The organism is Roseateles toxinivorans (genome assembly GCF_004362525.1).
Taxonomy (GTDB): Bacteria; Pseudomonadota; Gammaproteobacteria; order Burkholderiales; family Burkholderiaceae_C; genus Paucibacter; species Paucibacter toxinivorans.
The window spans coordinates 776,965-792,792 of record NZ_SNXS01000003.1 but is presented as its reverse complement, the minus strand read 5'-3'; the positions used below and the strand labels follow the sequence as shown (position 1 = coordinate 792,792).

Here is a 15,828-nt window from a genome sequence, read left to right as displayed (position 1 = left end):
GTCGGCAGCGTGTTCTCCCCCTACTATGCGATGGCGCGGCGCCGCCATGGCGGCGCCAAGGTGCCGGCCGAGCAGCACTGCGCGCTGAACCTGTCGCTGTACCGCCGCGCACCGGGCGCCGCGAGCTACCAACGCCTGTGGGCGATGACCGAGCGCGGCGCCGGCCAGTTGCAGCGCAGCGCGACCCGGCTGGCGATAGGCCCCAGCCAGCTGCGATGGGCGGCGGACGGCCTGCACATCGACGTCGACGAATGGACGGTGCCCTGGCCGCAGCGCCTGCGCGGCCACATCCATCTGCAGCCCGGTGCCCGGCCCGGTCCGGCCTTCAAGCTGGATGGCGCCGGCCGCCACATCTGGCAGGCGATCAGCCCCCTGGCCCGCGTGTCGGTGAGCTTCCAGGCCCCGGCCCTGCGCTGGGAGGGCGAGGCCTATCTGGACTGCAACCAGGGCAGCCGCCCGCTGGAGCGCGACTTCGACCACTGGCACTGGTCGCGCGAGCGCCAGCCCGATGGCCGGTGTCGCGTGCTGTACGACCTGTGCACGCTCGACGGGCAACACTCTGCCATGGATCTGCAACTGCAGAAAGACGGGCAATGCCGCGCGTTAGCGCCCGATCCGCCATGCCCGCTGCCCTCCACCGCCTGGGGCATCCAGCGAAGCAGCCGCGCCCCAGCCGATGCCACCCCCCGCGTCACGGCCACCCTGGAGAGCGGGCCCTTCTATGCCCGCTCGCTGCTGGTCAACGGGAACGGCGGGCTGGCGGTGCACGAAAGCCTGTCGCTGCGCCGCTTCGCCAGCCCCTTGGTGCAGGCAATGCTGCCGTTTCGTATGCCCCGCCGGGCAGGTGCTCGCTGATGGCACGCGTGTTCATGCTCGGTGCCACCGGCACCATCGGACAGGCCACCTTGCGCGCGCTGCTGCGGCGCGGCTACGAGGTCGTGTGCTGGGTGCGCCCGCGTGCCGGCGTCGGCGGCCGGCTGAAGCAGGCCGAGATCGAGCGGCTGCTGGCCGGCGCCACGCTGCGCTTCGGTGCGGTGACCGACGCCGAGGCGCTGCGGCGCGACGGCTTTCGCGGCGAGCACTTCGATGCCCTCGTCTCCTGCCTGGCCTCGCGCACCGGCGCGCCTCGCGATGCCTGGGCCATCGACCACGACGCACATGTCCATGCGCTGGCCGCGGCCCGAGAGGCGGGCGTCACGCAGATGGTGCTGCTCTCGGCGATCTGCGTGCAAAAGCCCCGCCTGGCCTTCCAGCAGGCCAAGCAGGCCTTCGAACAGAAGTTGGTGGCGTCCGGCCTGGACTATTCCATAGTGCGGCCCACCGCCTTCTTCAAGTCGCTGTCGGGCCAGATCGAGCGGGTGGCCCGCGGCAACAAGCCCTTTATGCTGTTCGGCGATGGCGGCCTGACCGCCTGCAAGCCGATCAGCGACGACGACCTGGGCGACTATCTGGCCGACTGCCTGCACCTGCCCGAGCGCCGCAACCGCATCCTGCCCATCGGCGGGCCCGGCGAGGCGATCACGCCGCGCCAGCAGGGCGAGCTGCTGTTTGCCGTGCTTGGACGCGAGCCGCGTTTCCGCCAGGTGCCGGTGGCCCTGCTCGATCTGATCATCGCGGTGCTGGCCACCCTGGGGCGGCTGGTGCCTTCACTGGCCGACAAGGCCGAGCTGGCCCGCATCGGTCGCTACTACGCGACCGAGTCGATGCTGGTGCTCGATACCGCGACCGGCCGCTACGACGCCGCGGCCACGCCGTCCACCGGCACACAGACCTTGACGGCCTTCTACGCCGGGCTGGCTGCCGGTTCAGCAGCAGCGCCGGAGCGCGGGGACCATGCGGTGTTTTGAATCAGCGCTCACGGTCGTCCTGGTCGCACTTGCTGCGTTTGCTGCGCCAGCGCCGCCACTCCAGCCACTGCCAGATCGCCCAGACCATGATCACGCCAAAGACCAGCAGCAACTCGATCAGGCCGTAGAGGTTGCGGTCAGACATCAATGCCGGCGATGCGAGTCGGGCCGCAGGAACATGCGCTGCACCGAGTCCATCCAGTGCTGGTGCGCCTCGCCGGCACTGCTGTGCAGCTCGGCCAAGGCGCCGTGCAGCAGCTTGCGGGTCAGCGCATTGGACAGCGCCTCCATCACCGCATCGACATCCTGGCCGCGGGCCAGCGCGCGGCGGGCCTTGGCGAGTTCGGCCTCGCGCCAGTCATCGGTGCGGCGCTGCAATGCTTGTATCAGCGGCACGCTGGCCCGTTGTTCCAGCCAGTGGGAGAAGCCGTGCACACCGGCGGCGACGATCTGCTCGGCCTGCAGCACGGCGGCCTGGCGGCGCTCGCCATTGACTTGCACCTGCAGCGCCAGGTCATCGACGGTGTAGAGATAGATGTCGTCCAGCTCGCCCACCTCGGGCTCGATGTCGCGCGGCACGGCCAGATCCAGCATCAGCATCGGGCGGCGGCGGCGGGCCTTCAAGGCGCGCTCGACCGCACCCAGGCCAATCAGCGGCAGGCTGCTGGCGGTGCAGCTGACGACCACATCGAAGTCCTGCAGCCGCGTGCCCAGCTCGGCCAGGGCCAGCGGCTGCGCGCCCAGGCGCTCGCACAAGACCTGACCCCGCTCCCGGCCGCGGTTGGCGATGGTCAGCGACATCGGCTCGTGAGCGGCAAAGTGCGTGGCCACCAGTTCAATCATCTCGCCCGCGCCGACGAACAGCACCCGCGTCTGCGACAGCTCGCCGAACAGCTGGGTGGCCAGGCGCACCGCCGCTGCGGCCATGCTGACCGCGTGGGCGCCGATCTCGGTGCTGCTGCGCACCTCCTTGGCAACGGCAAAGCTGCGCTGGAACAACTGATGCAAGGTGGTGCCCAGCGCACCGGCCCCCTCGGCCTCGCGCACCGCCTGCTTCATCTGGCCGAGGATCTGCGGCTCGCCCAGCACCATCGAGTCCAGGCCCGAGGCGACGCGAAAGGCATGCCGGGCCGCCTCGGCTCCGTGCAGAAAGTAGCTGTGGCCGCGCAGGCTGTCGGCACTGGTGCCGCCCTGCCGCGCCAGCCACTCGATGCTGGGCTCGACCAGCTCGATCGCATGCCGCGGGCAGGCGCTGGGCGGCAGGCCCACGTACAGCTCGGTGCGGTTGCAGGTGGACAGGATCGCCACCTCCGGTGCCGCGCGCGCCAGATGGTTGCGCAGGCCCTGCACGCTGCGGCCCAGGGCCTCCAGCGGAATGGCGAAGCGGCCGCGCAGATCGAGCGGCGCGCTGCCGTGGTTCAGGCCCAATGCCAAAACACTCATGCTGCGCTCCCGCCCCAGCGATCCTGGCGCTCCAGCCGATCGAACAGGTCGATGACGAAATCGATCCGCCGAGTCGCGCCAGCCGGTGCCGGCGTGGCCGCGACCGCCGCCAGCAGCGGCAGATTGGCCGCCAGCGGCGGCTCCTGCAGCCGCGCAGGGTCCGGCCACAGGCTCAGACCGGCCTGCAGCAGCAGATAGCTCTTGCGCCGGCCGGGCACGACGGCGCGGCGAGTGACCGAATCCCCGCCCGCCCGGGCCACCTGATGGCCGATCTCGGCATACAGCAGCCGCGCGGCATTGATGCCGGGCCGGCAGGCCAGCGGCAGCCGTGCCACGCCGGCACCGGCCCTTGCGTACAGGTCATCGGCGGCGGCCAGCAGCAGCCGCATCACGCTCGCCAATGCGGCGTCATGGCGCGGTGCGGCCAGCCAGGCGGCAGGATTGATGCCGGCTTCGCGCAGCCACTGCCGGGGCAGATAGAGCCGGCCCATGCACGCGTCCTCGCCCACATCGCGGGCGATATTGGACAGCTGCATCGCCACGCCCAGATCGCAGGCCCGGGCCAGCGCGTCGCTGTCGCGCACGCCCATCAGCAGGCACATCATCGCGCCCACCGTGCCGGCCACGCGGGCGGCGTAGTCCTGCAGGTCCGCCAGCGTCTCGTAGTCGCGGCCCTCGACATCCCAGGCCAGGCCCTCGACCAGCAGCTCGGGCAGCGCCCGCGGAATCGCGTAGCGCGCCACCACGGCCGCCAGCGCGCGGTCGGCGGCCTGCGGCTGCGGCCGGCCGGCATAGACGCGCTCCAGGCGCTCGCGCAGCCGCGCAATCGCTTCCAGCCGGCCGCCCTCGACATCGACCGCGTCGTCGGCCAGCCGGCAAAAGCCGTAGAGCACGGTGGCCGGGGCGCGCACGCCGGGCGGCAGCAGCAACGAGGCGGCGTGGAAGGTCTTGGAATTGGCCGCCAGACTGGCGCGGCACTGGGCCAGATCGGCGGCCAGCAGCGGCGGGCAGGCCGGTTCAGGCAATGAGGCCGGGCGTGGGTCTGACATGGTGGGGTCCTTCTTCATCAGGGGCCGGATGAGCGCGGCGGGGCAGTTCGCGCCCGTGCGGCACGATCGCATCGAGCACGCGGGCGGACGACAGCACGCCGGGCAGGCCGGCGCCGGGGTGGGTGCCGGCGCCAACGAGGTAGAGCCGCTCGACCTCCTCGCTGCGGTTGTGGGGCCGGAACCAGGCGCTTTGCGTCAGCACCGGCTCCAGCGCAAAGGCCGCGCCCTTGTAGGAGCTGAGCCGGTCCTGGAAGTCCTGCGGCGTGAGCAGCAGCGAGCTGACGATCTCCTGCTCCAGCCCCGGCAGCAGGGTCTCGGACAGCCGCCTGGCCAGCGCCGCGCGATAGGGCTCGGCCCGCTCGCGCCAGTCCACGCCAGCGTCCAGATGCGGCACCGGCGCGAGCACGTAGAAGGTGTCGCAGCCGGCAGGCGCCAGACTCGGATCGGTGGCGGTCGGCCGGTGCAGGTAGAGGCTGAAGTCGTCGGCCAGATGCTTGTGCGTGAAGATGTCGTCCAGCAGGCCCCGATAGCGCGGGCCCAGCGCAATCGTGTGATGGGCCACATCGGGGTACTGGCGGCGGGTGCCGAAGTACCAGACGAACAGGCTCATCGAATAGCGCGCCTTGGCAATGCGCTTGTCGGTCCAGCGGCGGCGGTAGCGGGCCGGCAGCAGGTGCTTGTAGGTCCAGGCCGAGTCGGCGTTGGAGACCACCACATCGGCCGCCAGCCGTTCGCCGGTGGCCAGGCGCACGCCACAGGCCGCACCGTCCTCGACCAGGATCTCCTCAACGCCCCGGCCGCACAGCACCCGCCCGCCCTGCCCCTCGATCAGCCCGACCAGGCCACGCACCAGGCTGCCGGTGCCGCCCATCGCGAAGTGCACGCCGAAGCGCCGCTCCAGGAAGGCGATCAGGCAGTAGACCGAGGTGGTGCTGAACGGGTTGCCGCCGACCAGCAGCGATTGAAAGGTCAGCACCACGCGCAGTTTTTCATCGCGCACATGCTTGCAGGCGAGGCCGTAGACGGTGCGGTAGCCCTCCAGCTTCAGCAGGTCGGGCAGCACGCGGGCCATATCGGTCCAGCGTTCGAACGACACATGGCCCAGCTGCTCGAAGCCGACCTTGTAGATCGCCTCGCTGGCAGCCAGAAAACGCTCGTAGCCGGCCACATCATCGGGCGCCAGCTTGGCCACCTCGGCACGCATCGCGGCGGCATCGCCGCTGTAGTCGAACACCGTGCCGTCGTCGAAGCGCACGCGGTAGAACGGCGCCACCGGGCGCAGGTCCACATCATCGGCCAGGCGCCGGCCGCACAGGGCCCACAGCTCCTCGAACAGGAACGGCGCAGTGATGACGGTCGGGCCGGCGTCGAAGGTGAAGCCGTCCTGCCGGTGCACATAGGCCCGGCCGCCGGGCGCGTCGAGCTTCTCAAGTACGGTGACGCGGTAGCCTCGGGCGCCGAGGCGCACCGCAGCGGCCAGGCCGCCGAAACCGCTGCCTATGACCAGCGCATGAGGGCTGGTGGGCGCAAGGTCTGCCGTTGCTGTCAACATGGGTTGATAATATGCATGTCTAGTTTAGTTGACAACAGGGTTTGCAATGAAAGATGACACGCCGGGCCTCGTCGAGCTGCGGGCAGGCGGCCTGCGCTGGCGGCTGCGGCGTGCCGGCCAGGGGCCCAAGGTGCTGCTGCTGCACGGCACCGGCTCATCGCTGCAGTCCTGGGACGCCTGCCTGCCGGGCTTGACGCCCCACTTCAGCCTGCTGATACCGGACCTGCCCGGCCATGGCGGCACCGAGGCCTTCGACGACCGCCGTGCCAGCCTGCCCCGCATGGCCGGCGCGCTGGCCGACTTGCTCGCCGCGCTCGGTTGGCAGCCCGAGCTGGTGGCCGGGCATTCCGCCGGCGCGGCGGTGATGTTGCAGCTGGCGCTGGACGGCCACCTGCCGCAGACGCGTGGGCTGCTGGCCGTCAACGGCGCGCTGCAGCCGCTGCCCGGCTTGATGCGCGTGGTGGCGCCGGCCGTCGCCAGGCTCGCCGCCCGCAGCGCCTGGCTGCCGGCCTGGGTGACGCGCCACGCGGCTCAGCCCCGGGCCCTGAAGAACCTGATCGCCTCCACCGGCTCACGCCTGGACGAGGCCGGCCTGCAGCACTACCGCGCCCTGCTGACGCAGCCCGCGCATGTGCGCGGCGTGCTGGACATGCTGGCCAGCTGGCGGTTGGACGAACTGCAGGCCCGCCTGCCCGCGCTGCGCACCCCCCTGTGGCTGGCTGCCGGTCTGGCGGACCGCACGGTCGCGCCGGCGCAGGCGCTGGAACTCGCGCGCCGGCTGCCCTGTGCCCGCTTTCACCCGCTGGAAGGCTTGGGGCATCTGGCGCATGAGGAGGCGCCGGAGAGTATCAATGAGCTGCTGCTGGCGCTGCGGGATGAGGCACGGGACCGGGCGACGAACCCGCCCTGCACTGCGAAGTCTTGACCGGCGCGGCGCAGGAATTGCCTCGCCGAAGAAGGCGCGCTCTAGGACGCCGAAGCGACGGGGGACTGGGGCTCAGCCACGCTCGTCATCCTGGAACAAGCTCATCACCTTGGTGGTGATGATGTCCACCGCCGGACCGTTGGCACCGTGCGGCAGGATCACGTCGGCGTTGCGCTTTGTCGGCTCAATGAACTGCTTGTGCATCGGGCGCACGGTTTCCAGGTACTGGTGCACCACCGACTCGGTGCTGCGGCCACGCTCCGAAATATCGCGCTGCAGCCGCCGGATGAACCGCACGTCCGAGGCCGTGTCCACATAAATCTTCAGCGACATCATGTTGCGCAGCTTGGTGTCGTACAAGGCGAACAGGCCCTCGACCACGATCACCGGTGCGGGCTTCACGGTAATGGTTTCGCTGGAGCGGTTGTCGGCCGAGAAGTCATACACCGGCATCGCTATCGCCTCGCCCTTGCGCAGCGCGGCCAGATGCTGCGTCATCAGCGGCCAGTCAAAGGCATCGGGATGGTCGTAGTTCTGCTTGCGCCGGTCCTCCGGCGGCATGTGGGACTGATCCCGGTAGTAGTCATCCTGCATCACCACCGCCACCTTCTCCGGCCCGATGGCGGCCAACACCTGGCGCGTCACCGTCGATTTGCCGCTGCCGCTGCCCCCTGCGACACCGATGACGAAAGGCTTTTGAGGGTTTTTTGGCATGAGGAAGTGGTGCGTGCTTGGGCGATGCCTGGAAATGTACAAGCTGGCGAGCAGATGCTGAGCGGCCTCGGGGTCCGCTTCAGGCTGGACCTTGACCTTCGCCAACGTCGTCAAGCAAATGGGAGTCCGCGACAGCGGACGTTCACGCGCGAAAAGCCAAAATCTGGATTGGTGTGCCGGATATCGTCGACGCGCAACATGCGCTGCAGCGCCGACCGCGGCCAAGCGCCGTGGCGAGTGGCCGTCCCATCACTGGCCGCCCCGCGCCGGATCGCCGCTGGCGCCCCTACCCCCGTTGAATGCAGGTGCTATGAATCCCCTACCCGCACTGCGAATGCGCCGCACTTCATCAAGGGCGTCGTCAATCTGCGCGGCGTGATCGTGCCCATCGTCGACCAGCGTCTGACGCCTGCCTGCGAGAGTGCCGCGTATACCGATTTCAAGGTGGTAATCGTGTTGAACGTTGAAAAGCGAGCAATCGGTGTGGTGGTCGACTCCGTATCTGGCGTACTGGCGCTGGACACGGACAGCATCAAACCAGCCATGAATACATCCTCGCGGAGGGCGTGACGCTTGTCTCGACCCCCGATCTGAAGAGACGCATCACCTATGCAATCCTTCGTTCGTCGAGGTCAGCGACTATGGCCGCGAAGAATTGCTCGGCCAGCAGCTTGATCTCGCTCGCGTTGAGCGCGACCACGTGAGCGGCGATCCAGCAGGGGTCGAGCAAGAGCCCCCATCGGCGCGCACGACACGCCGCACTGCGGTCACGCCTGGATGCACTTCGGCACGAGGCCGCCGTGCTACTGCAGGTGATGTGCACGGGCTAGTGGAACTGCCTGCCAACTCGACCCCGTTTCCCCACATCGCCGCACCTGGGCGCCCCATAGAATGCACATACTCCATTTGGCTTCCGAGGGTTTTCGTGTCCCCATCGTCCCTATCGGCCTCGCCAGACGCACACGGGTTGGCGTTCAGAGAGGTGTGGCTGGCACGCTATGGGTCGACAAGCACGGCTGCAGCCTTGATACAGCAGCACCTTACCGATGCGGCGGGCAATGAGCGCCTGACTCTGCGGATGCTGCTCGTGCAACAGCGACTGGGTTCGCTAACCCCGGGCGCTGCCCAGCCTTACAAAGCGCTGGCGGAGCGTATGTCGGCATTGGGCGATGTCCCCGGCAGCCTGATCGCGAAGAGCATGGCCCTGGGGGCAGAGAACTTCGGAGGCGACGTGGCTTCAGCCCTCACCGCCTACGAGCAGCTCAGCGCCGACATCAATAGCATGCAAGACCGGCTGGAGCAGCACGCGGCGATCGGCCCGTCGCTTCTGCTTTACCAAGCTGCAGGCAATCTGGTGGGCTATATGCAACAGGCCTGTCGGATGCTCCAGCTGGCGCAAGAGATCGACCACAGCGGTATGCTGTCGGCAGCGCGCAGCAACCTCGGCATTGCGTTCTTCCTGGCGGGCGATGAATTTCAAGCCCGCCACCACCTGGAGCAAGCCGTCGCCAGCAATGAGTTGGGCGGTTGGGTTCGCTTCAGTGCGGTGGCCCTCCTCGCCGAAATCTATGCCTCGGCCGGTGATGTCGACAAGGCGATCCCGCTGCTGCGCATCTGGTCCTTTCCTGAAAAGGCCGCGGAACTGGACGGGCAGACCCTGGTGCATTTCCACGTGCTGGGCGCGGAGATCTTTGCCCAGCTGGGGCAGCTTGAAGAAGCCCGCGCGTATCTGGACTTTCTTGAGGCCAGGCCCTCAGATCAACTCAGCCATGACATCCGGTGCCTGCTCGCGATGGCGCACGCTTTGTACCACCAAGCCGAAGGCCGCAGTGCCGAGGCCGCGGCCATGGCGGCTGAAGCCATGGCTCTCGTGCAAGCCATGCCCAGGAGCGAGCGGACTCTGGCGCCGCGTTTCTGGTGTCGTGCCGCCGATCTGGCGAGCGCACAGGGTCAATGGGAGCAGGCATACCGGCTGCTGGAGCGTTATCGAGGGCTGGAGCAGGAGAAGAAGCGAGACATTGTGGCCGTACGTCGGGTCGCTGCGCAATTCCAGACCGATGCCAGCGCACGCGCGATCGAGGCCGCGCAACGCGACCGTCTGACCGGGCTGGGCAATCGCGAGCGCCTGATCGCCGCGGGCGACGGCTGGATTGCACGGGGGCTATCGCCGAGAGTCGCCATGCTGAATGTGCGCCGATTCAACGCAATCAACGAGGCGCTCGGGCAGGAAGTTGGTGACGCCGTGCTGCAGGCCGTCGCCGACCGCCTCAGCCAGGCCTGCATCCGTTTCGACCACGCACTGGCTGGCCGCGTTTACGCGGATCGATTCGTCCTCGTGCTGGCCGGAGGCCAAGGCGACGATGTCAGTCTGATCGAGGCTCTTGCTGCGGAGATGTTCGCTACACCGCTGGATGTGGCTGGGCAGTGGGTGGACATCAGCGCGGCCTGGGGCCTGTCCCACTGCCCCGCGCATGGCACTTCGATGCACCGGCTCATGAGCCATGCCGAGATCGCACTGCACGAGGGCCAGCGCAACGATGCCGGATGGACGATCTACGAGGCCGGCCTCGTCCGAGCGGATCCTCTGCAGCTCTCGCTGATCTCCGAGCTCAAGCGTGCGGCCCAGGACGACGAGTTTACGCTGCTGGTGCAACCCAAATTCCGGCTGTCCGACAACGCAGTCGCCAGCTTCGAATCCTTGATCCGCTGGAACCACCCCAGCCGCGGCCTGGTGCCGCCGGCAGCCTTCATTCCTTTCGCCGAGAACACCGGCAACATCCGTGGCATCACCGAGTGGGTCTTGCGCCGGTCGATGCGGCTGTCCGCCCAGCTTCGCAGCACCGGGCTGGTGTCGCAGATCGCCGTGAATGTGTCCGTGCATGATGTCGGCTCCGCCGCTTTCCCGGGCCTCCTGGCCAGTCTCCTGCAGGCGACGGGCGCACGCGCGCAGGACATCCGCCTGGAATTGACCGAAGGCGCCGTGATGAAAGACCCGGCCACCGTGATCGACCGCATGCGGGAGATCAACGCGCAGGGTTTTGAATGGTCGGTCGACGACTTCGGCACGGGGCAGTCATCCCTGGCCTATCTGCACATGCTGCCTGTCTCGGAGCTGAAGATCGACCGCTGCTTTGTCCGGGGCGCCGCGAGCGCCAGAACCACCCTGACCCTGCTCAAGGCCGCCATCGATCTGGGTCGCAACCTCGGGCTGTCCACCGTCGGCGAAGGCGCCGAGACGGAAGAGGAATGGGACTTGCTGCGACAGCTGGGCTGCGACATGGCACAAGGTTGGTTTGGTGCTCGCCCGATGCCCGAACAGGCGCTGATTCCCTGGTTGCGCAACGGTGGGCGGCTGGAACGCAGCTGAACGTTGCGTCGTCGGGGGGCCCCTGCGTATCAACGCAAACCTCGTCATTCAGCGCCCAGTTTCTGGGCCAGCTTGACCAAGGCTGAGCTCGTCCAATGAGTTCCTCGTAAATCGCCGGTTTGCGCTGAAAATATGGTCACTCGATCAGTCTACAGAGAAATGCCGCGCGGCCACATGTCAGGTCAGCCGGTATCCGTTGAGGCCAAGGTCGCTGACCGCTTCAGTCGCGAGAGCGGCTGCTCCAGCCCGTAGACCGGTCACTCACACTCTGTGCCAACTTGCGCCCCTATGACGGAACGAGCCCATCATCGGGCACACGATGAGCGGCGCTGACCGACCGAATCGCTGCTGAGCCGCCATCCTGCCTCCCTCACCGCCGCCCCGCCACCGCCGCATGCACATCGGCCGCCTGACCCTGCGGCAGCGGCACATAGCGTGCCGCCATCGCCTGGGCCAAGGCCATGGCCTGGGGCTGCGGGCGCGGCGAGGTGTCGATCAGCACGCTGCGCAGGCCCTGCGCCCGCAGGCGAGCGGCGGCGGCCAGCGCATCCTGCATCGCCAGCGCGCGGCCGGGGCTGCCGTCGCTGGCGATATTGGCGCGGGCATCTGTCAGGAACACCAGCAGGGCCTGCGCCCCGTCGCGGGCCTGCACGCTTTGGCCCAGTGCGCATGCCGCGTCGATGCCGGCCGCCAGCGGCGTGCCGCCGCCGCCTGGCAGCGCCGACAGCGAGCGCCGCGCGCGCACCAGCGAGCGGGTCGGCGCCAGCAGGGTCTGCGCCGATTCGCCCCGAAAGGCGATCAGCGCCACCCGGTCGCGCCGCACATAGCAATCGGCCAGCAGCAGTTCGACCGCGCCCTTGGCCTCGGCCAGCCGGGTCAGGGCCTGGGAGCCCGAGGCATCGACGGCGAAGATGGTGGTGCTTTCGCGCGGGCGCCGATAGCGCTTGATGTGGAAGTCGTCGCGGCGCAGCAGCAGCTTTGCCGGTGACGGGCCCAGGCCGGCCCGCTCGCGCTCTTGCAGACGCAGACGCTGCCAGGGAATGGCCGCGCGCAGCGTGGCCAGCAGATCCAGCCGCGCGCCGGCCCGCAGGCTGCCGCGCCGCGAGCTCAGCGGCCGGCCGCTGCGCGCGGGCCGCGAGGCGGCGCCGCTGCGGCCCGTGCCGCCGCCCGTCGCACGCTGGGCCGCCGTTTGCCCATCGCTCAGCCAGGCCAGCAGGCCCGGCGGAATGGCCGCCTTCGCCGCTTCAATCACCTGCTCCTGCAGATCGGGGCTGCGTTGTTCGGACTCGCCCGCATCCGACGTTGACGCCTCGGCCTTCGGCGCCTGTGCCGATTCGGGGGGTGAAGCTTGTTCGGCCTCGGCCGGCTCCTCGGTTTCGGGCAGCGCCCGCGCACGGGGCGCCAGCACCAGGCGGGCGGCCAGTTCCGCATCTTCCTGGGCGACCCGCACGCGCCCGCCCAGCGCCGCGGCGGCGCAGGCGGCTCGCCAGGCCTGCCAGGGCGCACGCAGCGAGTGCAGGCCCAGCGCGGCGGCGGTGGCGCAGAAGGCCTGCACACAGTCTTCGTCGTAGGGTATCTGCGCCAGGCGCCGGCGCGCGGCGGCCAGATCGAAGGGCGGCGCCGGATCGGTTTGTTCCACTGCATGCGAGCAGCTGACGATCAGCGCCAGCCGCTCCGTCAAGCTGGCCGGTGGCCGCTCCTGCTCGCCCTGCCCCTCGTCCAGCGCGATGCAGCAAAACCCGCTGCTCTCTCGGTCCAGCGCCAGTGCCAGCCGGCCGGCCAATTCGGTACCGAGTCGCTCGGCCATGGGCAGCATCAGCACGCCGCCGGCCACCTCGGCCAGCAGGCCGGCATGCGCCACCGGCCGGCCTGCCGCGAGGCTCAGCCCGAGGTCAAGTCCGCCGAGCAGACGTTCGTCATCGATCTGCGCCGGCAGGCGCCGCCAGGGGGCGCCTTCCGGCAGGGCGGCGCGCAGTTGCGCCAGCACCGCATCGCGCGCCGGGCCTGGCGGGCCCCTCAGGCACAGGCCGCCCAATCCCTGCGGGTCGATGGCGAGCAGCCAGGCGGCCTGCAGGGCCGGATTGGCAGCGTCCACGCCTCAAGCCCAGAGTTCGGCCACTGCGCGTGCGATGCGTTCGCTGGAGCCGGTGTCGTCGAGCGGATTGCGGCGCAGGCGGTGGCGCAGCGCGGGCGCGGCGATCTGGCGCAGGTGTGCGTCGTCCACCGCCTCGGCGCCTTGCAGCGCGGCCAGCGCCCGGGCGGCGCGCATCAGGGTCAGTTCGCCACGCAGGCCATCGCTGCCGACGGCCATGCACAGTTCGGACGCGCGGTACAGGGCGGCATCGCCCACCGCCACCGTGGTCAGGCGCTCGCGGGCCTGCAGGATCTGGCGCCGCACCTTGGCGTCCGGCTTGGCCCATTGCGCGGCAAAGGCTTCGGGGTCGCGCTCGAAGGCATCGCGTCGGCGCACCACCTCGACGCGCTGCGCGATCTCGGTCGGCGTCCGCACCTCGACCGACAGGCCGAAGCGGTCCAGCAGCTGCGGCCGCAGCTCGCCCTCTTCCGGATTGCCGCTGCCCACCAGCACGAAGCGGGCCGGATGACGCACGCTCAGACCCTCGCGCTCGACCACGTTCTCGCCCGAGGCGGCCACGTCAATCAGCAGGTCGACCAGATGGTCTTCCAGCAGATTGACCTCGTCGATGTACAGAAAGCCGCGGTGCGCACGGGCCAGCAGCCCGGGCTCGAAGACCTTGATGCCCTGGGACAGCGCGCGCTCCAGATCGAGCGCACCGACCACCCGGTCCTCGCTGGCGCCCAGCGGCAGATCGACCACCGGCACCGGCCGGGTCTCGGTCTTGACGCGGCGACCGCTGTGCAAGCGCTGGCAGTCCTCACAGGCGCCGGCCGGGTCGCAGTGGTAGCGGCAGCCCTGCACCGCGCGCATCGGCGGCAGCAGCGCCGCCAGCGCGCGCACGGCAGTGGACTTGCCGGTGCCCCGATCACCCAGCACCAGCACGCCGCCAATGGCCGGCTCGACGGCGGCGATCAGTATTGCCAGCTTCATCTCGTCCTGGCCGACGATGGCGGAGAACGGAAACGGTGCGCCCATGTGCGGCGTTCAGGGCTTCTTGACGAAGGCGCTGCACCAGCCCTTGGCTGTCACCTGCTTGCCCGGGAACAGCGCGCAGGGCCCCGCGGCTGCACCGGCCTTGCCCTGGTACAGCTGGCAAGCGCTGCAGGCCTGGCCCGCCGCGTATTTGGGGTATTTGGCCTTGTCCGCCTTGGCCGCATCGGCCGCATAGCCCAGCGACGCGGCCTGTGCGTCCTTCTCATCGACCATGGCCTGCGACCAGGCCGTGCCACTGGCCAGCAGGCCTGTTCCGGCCACCGGAATCAAGCGGATGAACTCGCGACGTGTACTCATGATGACCTTTCGTGCCCCGTCATGGGGCTGGAGGGAAGAGACAGGGAATTCGCGCCAGCAGCGCACCAGCGCGCCCGCAGATCGAGCAGATGGGCCACGCCGGCCGCAGCCAGACACAGCGCGACCCAGGGCAGCGCGGCGCCGGACAGGCCGAGGCGCAGCCCCAGCATCAACGCCAGGCCGGCCAGCAGGTTGACGAGCAGCGGCCGCCGGGCCAGGTGGGGGGCCGAGCGGCGCAGCATCAACCAGGCCAGTTCCAGCAGGCTGACGGCCAGCACCAGATCGACCAGATGCAGCAGCAGTTCAGACTCGGTCATCAGACTCTCGCCAGGCCGAGCAGGTGGGCCATGTCCTTGAAGAAGATGCGCATATGGGCCATAGGCTTGGCGCGTACCAGGCGCTTGTTCATATAGGCATCGAAGGTCAGCTGCTGCACATCGCGGTCGCGGCAGATGCTGACGAAGCGCTCGCGGCGCTTGTCGCTGCTGTACCAGAAGCGCTGCATCATGCCCAGCACCCAGAACACGCGGCCATGCTCGCGCATGAAGCGCCGTCGCGCCCGCGCCAGGCAGCGCGCATCGCCGGTCTGCAGCATCTCCTGCACCGCCTCGGCGGCCAGCCGGCCGCCGAGCATGGCGTAGTAGATGCCCTCGCCGGAGGCCGGGGCAACCACGCCGGCGGCATCGCCGGCCAGCACGACGTCACGGCCGTTGTCCCAGCGTGGCAGCGGCTTCATCGGTATCGGCGCACCCTCGCGGCGCAGCGTGCGGGCCTGCGTCAGGCCGGCCATCGCACGCAGCTGCTTGACGCCCTGGCGCAGCGAGAAGCCCTTGTCGGCGCTGCCGGTGCCCACGCTGACGCTGGTCCCGTGCGGGAACACCCAGCCATAGAAATCGGGCGACAGCGCACCGCAGTAATGGACCTCGCAGCGGCTGGCCTGAAACTCGGCCGGCGGCTGCTCGGGCACCCAGATCACCTCATGATAGGCGAACACGAAGCGGCCCTTGTCGGCACCTGGCACCGCCTGCTGAGCCACCTTCGAGCGAGCACCATCGGCGCCGATCACCGCGCGTGTTCTCAGTTCAAACCTGACCCCATCGTCGCCCAGGCAATGCACGATGCGGCCGCCTTCGGCATCGAGGCTCAGCCGCTCGAAACTGGCGCTGAGGCGCTGCGCGCCATGCTGGGCCGCCCGATCGCGCAGCCATTCGTCGAAGCGCTCGCGGTCAACCATGCCGACAAAGCCGCCCTCGATCGGGATGTCCACCTTGACGGCCTGCGGCGAGATCATGCGCGCCGAGGTGGCACGCGCGACCAGCAGCTCGTCGGGGATGGCGAAGTCCTGGATCAGCCGCGGCGGGATCGCACCGCCGCAGGGCTTGATGCGGCCGGCGCGGTCCAGCAGCAAGACCCTGTGTCCCTGGCTCGCCAGGTCATCGGCCGCGGTGGCGCCCGCCGGGCCGCCACCGACCACCACCACATCAAAAGACTCGGTCTGATCCAT

At 69.4% G+C, this 15,828-nt stretch carries 14 protein-coding genes and 1 pseudogene; 5 read left to right on the top strand and 10 right to left on the bottom strand.

What is annotated here, in order from left to right:
• The first annotated feature begins 9 nt into the window (after positions 1-9).
• Both DES47_RS14955 and DES47_RS14950 read left to right on the top strand, forming a co-directional pair.
• Positions 10-855 (top strand): carotenoid 1,2-hydratase, encoded by an 846-nt coding sequence (locus tag DES47_RS14955; protein ID WP_208115005.1) that lies wholly within the window; start codon positions 10-12, stop codon positions 853-855.
• Entirely contained in the window at positions 855-1,847 is a 993-nt protein-coding gene (locus tag DES47_RS14950) for an NAD(P)H-binding protein (RefSeq protein WP_208115004.1), read from the top strand. Before DES47_RS14955 ends, DES47_RS14950 begins: the two co-directional genes overlap by 1 nt.
• Before the next feature lies 1 nt (position 1,848).
• On the opposite strand, the gene DES47_RS28740 is transcribed toward DES47_RS14950, so the two are convergent.
• From DES47_RS28740 to DES47_RS14935, 4 genes are read right to left on the bottom strand one after another with little or no spacing between them, the layout of a single operon-like run.
• Positions 1,849-1,992 carry a hypothetical protein gene (locus DES47_RS28740; RefSeq protein WP_166652007.1) on the bottom strand — a complete coding sequence of 48 codons (144 nt, stop codon included), beginning with the start codon at positions 1,990-1,992 and terminating at the stop codon, positions 1,849-1,851.
• On the bottom strand, positions 1,992-3,290 hold the full coding sequence (hemA, locus tag DES47_RS14945; protein ID WP_133701495.1) for a glutamyl-tRNA reductase: 1,299 nt from the start codon (positions 3,288-3,290) through the stop codon (positions 1,992-1,994). The genes DES47_RS28740 and hemA overlap by 1 nt, the downstream gene beginning before the upstream one ends.
• The gene (locus DES47_RS14940; protein ID WP_208115003.1) at positions 3,287-4,339 is read right to left on the bottom strand and encodes a phytoene/squalene synthase family protein; all 1,053 of its coding nucleotides are present in this window, start codon (positions 4,337-4,339) and stop codon (positions 3,287-3,289) included. The genes hemA and DES47_RS14940 overlap by 4 nt, the downstream gene beginning before the upstream one ends.
• The gene (locus DES47_RS14935; RefSeq protein ID WP_133701493.1) at positions 4,308-5,891 is read right to left on the bottom strand and encodes a phytoene desaturase; all 1,584 of its coding nucleotides are present in this window, start codon (positions 5,889-5,891) and stop codon (positions 4,308-4,310) included. Before DES47_RS14935 ends, DES47_RS14940 begins: the two co-directional genes overlap by 32 nt.
• Before the next feature lie 46 nt (positions 5,892-5,937).
• Between DES47_RS14935 and bchO the strand changes: the two genes are divergently transcribed.
• Positions 5,938-6,816, top strand: a complete 879-nt coding sequence (bchO, locus tag DES47_RS14930; protein WP_133701492.1) for an alpha/beta fold hydrolase BchO — start codon at positions 5,938-5,940, stop codon at positions 6,814-6,816.
• A gap of 72 nt (positions 6,817-6,888) precedes the next feature.
• On the opposite strand, the gene udk is transcribed toward bchO, so the two are convergent.
• Positions 6,889-7,644, bottom strand: a complete 756-nt coding sequence (gene udk, locus DES47_RS14925; RefSeq protein WP_243748310.1) for a uridine kinase — start codon at positions 7,642-7,644, stop codon at positions 6,889-6,891.
• Positions 7,645-7,827: 183 nt separating this feature from the next.
• Here udk and DES47_RS14920 point away from each other — a divergent pair.
• Positions 7,828-8,088, top strand: a pseudogene (locus DES47_RS14920) (chemotaxis protein CheW); the annotation flags it as partial.
• Between the two features lie 466 nt (positions 8,089-8,554).
• Complete coding sequence (locus tag DES47_RS14915; protein ID WP_133701490.1) at positions 8,555-10,897, top strand: putative bifunctional diguanylate cyclase/phosphodiesterase; 2,343 nt, start codon at positions 8,555-8,557, stop codon at positions 10,895-10,897.
• Between the two features lie 370 nt (positions 10,898-11,267).
• Here DES47_RS14915 and DES47_RS14910 read toward each other — a convergent pair whose 3' ends face one another.
• From DES47_RS14910 to DES47_RS14890, 5 genes are read right to left on the bottom strand one after another with little or no spacing between them, the layout of a single operon-like run.
• The gene (locus DES47_RS14910) at positions 11,268-12,992 is read right to left on the bottom strand and encodes a magnesium chelatase subunit D (RefSeq protein WP_133701489.1); all 1,725 of its coding nucleotides are present in this window, start codon (positions 12,990-12,992) and stop codon (positions 11,268-11,270) included.
• 3 nt (positions 12,993-12,995) lie between these two features.
• On the bottom strand, positions 12,996-14,009 hold the full coding sequence (gene bchI, locus DES47_RS14905) for a magnesium chelatase ATPase subunit I (RefSeq protein ID WP_133701488.1): 1,014 nt from the start codon (positions 14,007-14,009) through the stop codon (positions 12,996-12,998).
• Positions 14,010-14,018: 9 nt separating this feature from the next.
• Positions 14,019-14,324, bottom strand: a complete 306-nt coding sequence (locus tag DES47_RS14900; RefSeq protein ID WP_133701487.1) for a high-potential iron-sulfur protein — start codon at positions 14,322-14,324, stop codon at positions 14,019-14,021.
• The gene (locus tag DES47_RS14895; RefSeq protein WP_133701486.1) at positions 14,321-14,641 is read right to left on the bottom strand and encodes a hypothetical protein; all 321 of its coding nucleotides are present in this window, start codon (positions 14,639-14,641) and stop codon (positions 14,321-14,323) included. Before DES47_RS14895 ends, DES47_RS14900 begins: the two co-directional genes overlap by 4 nt.
• Positions 14,641-15,828 (bottom strand): geranylgeranyl diphosphate reductase, encoded by a 1,188-nt coding sequence (locus DES47_RS14890; protein ID WP_133701485.1) that lies wholly within the window; start codon positions 15,826-15,828, stop codon positions 14,641-14,643. Before DES47_RS14890 ends, DES47_RS14895 begins: the two co-directional genes overlap by 1 nt.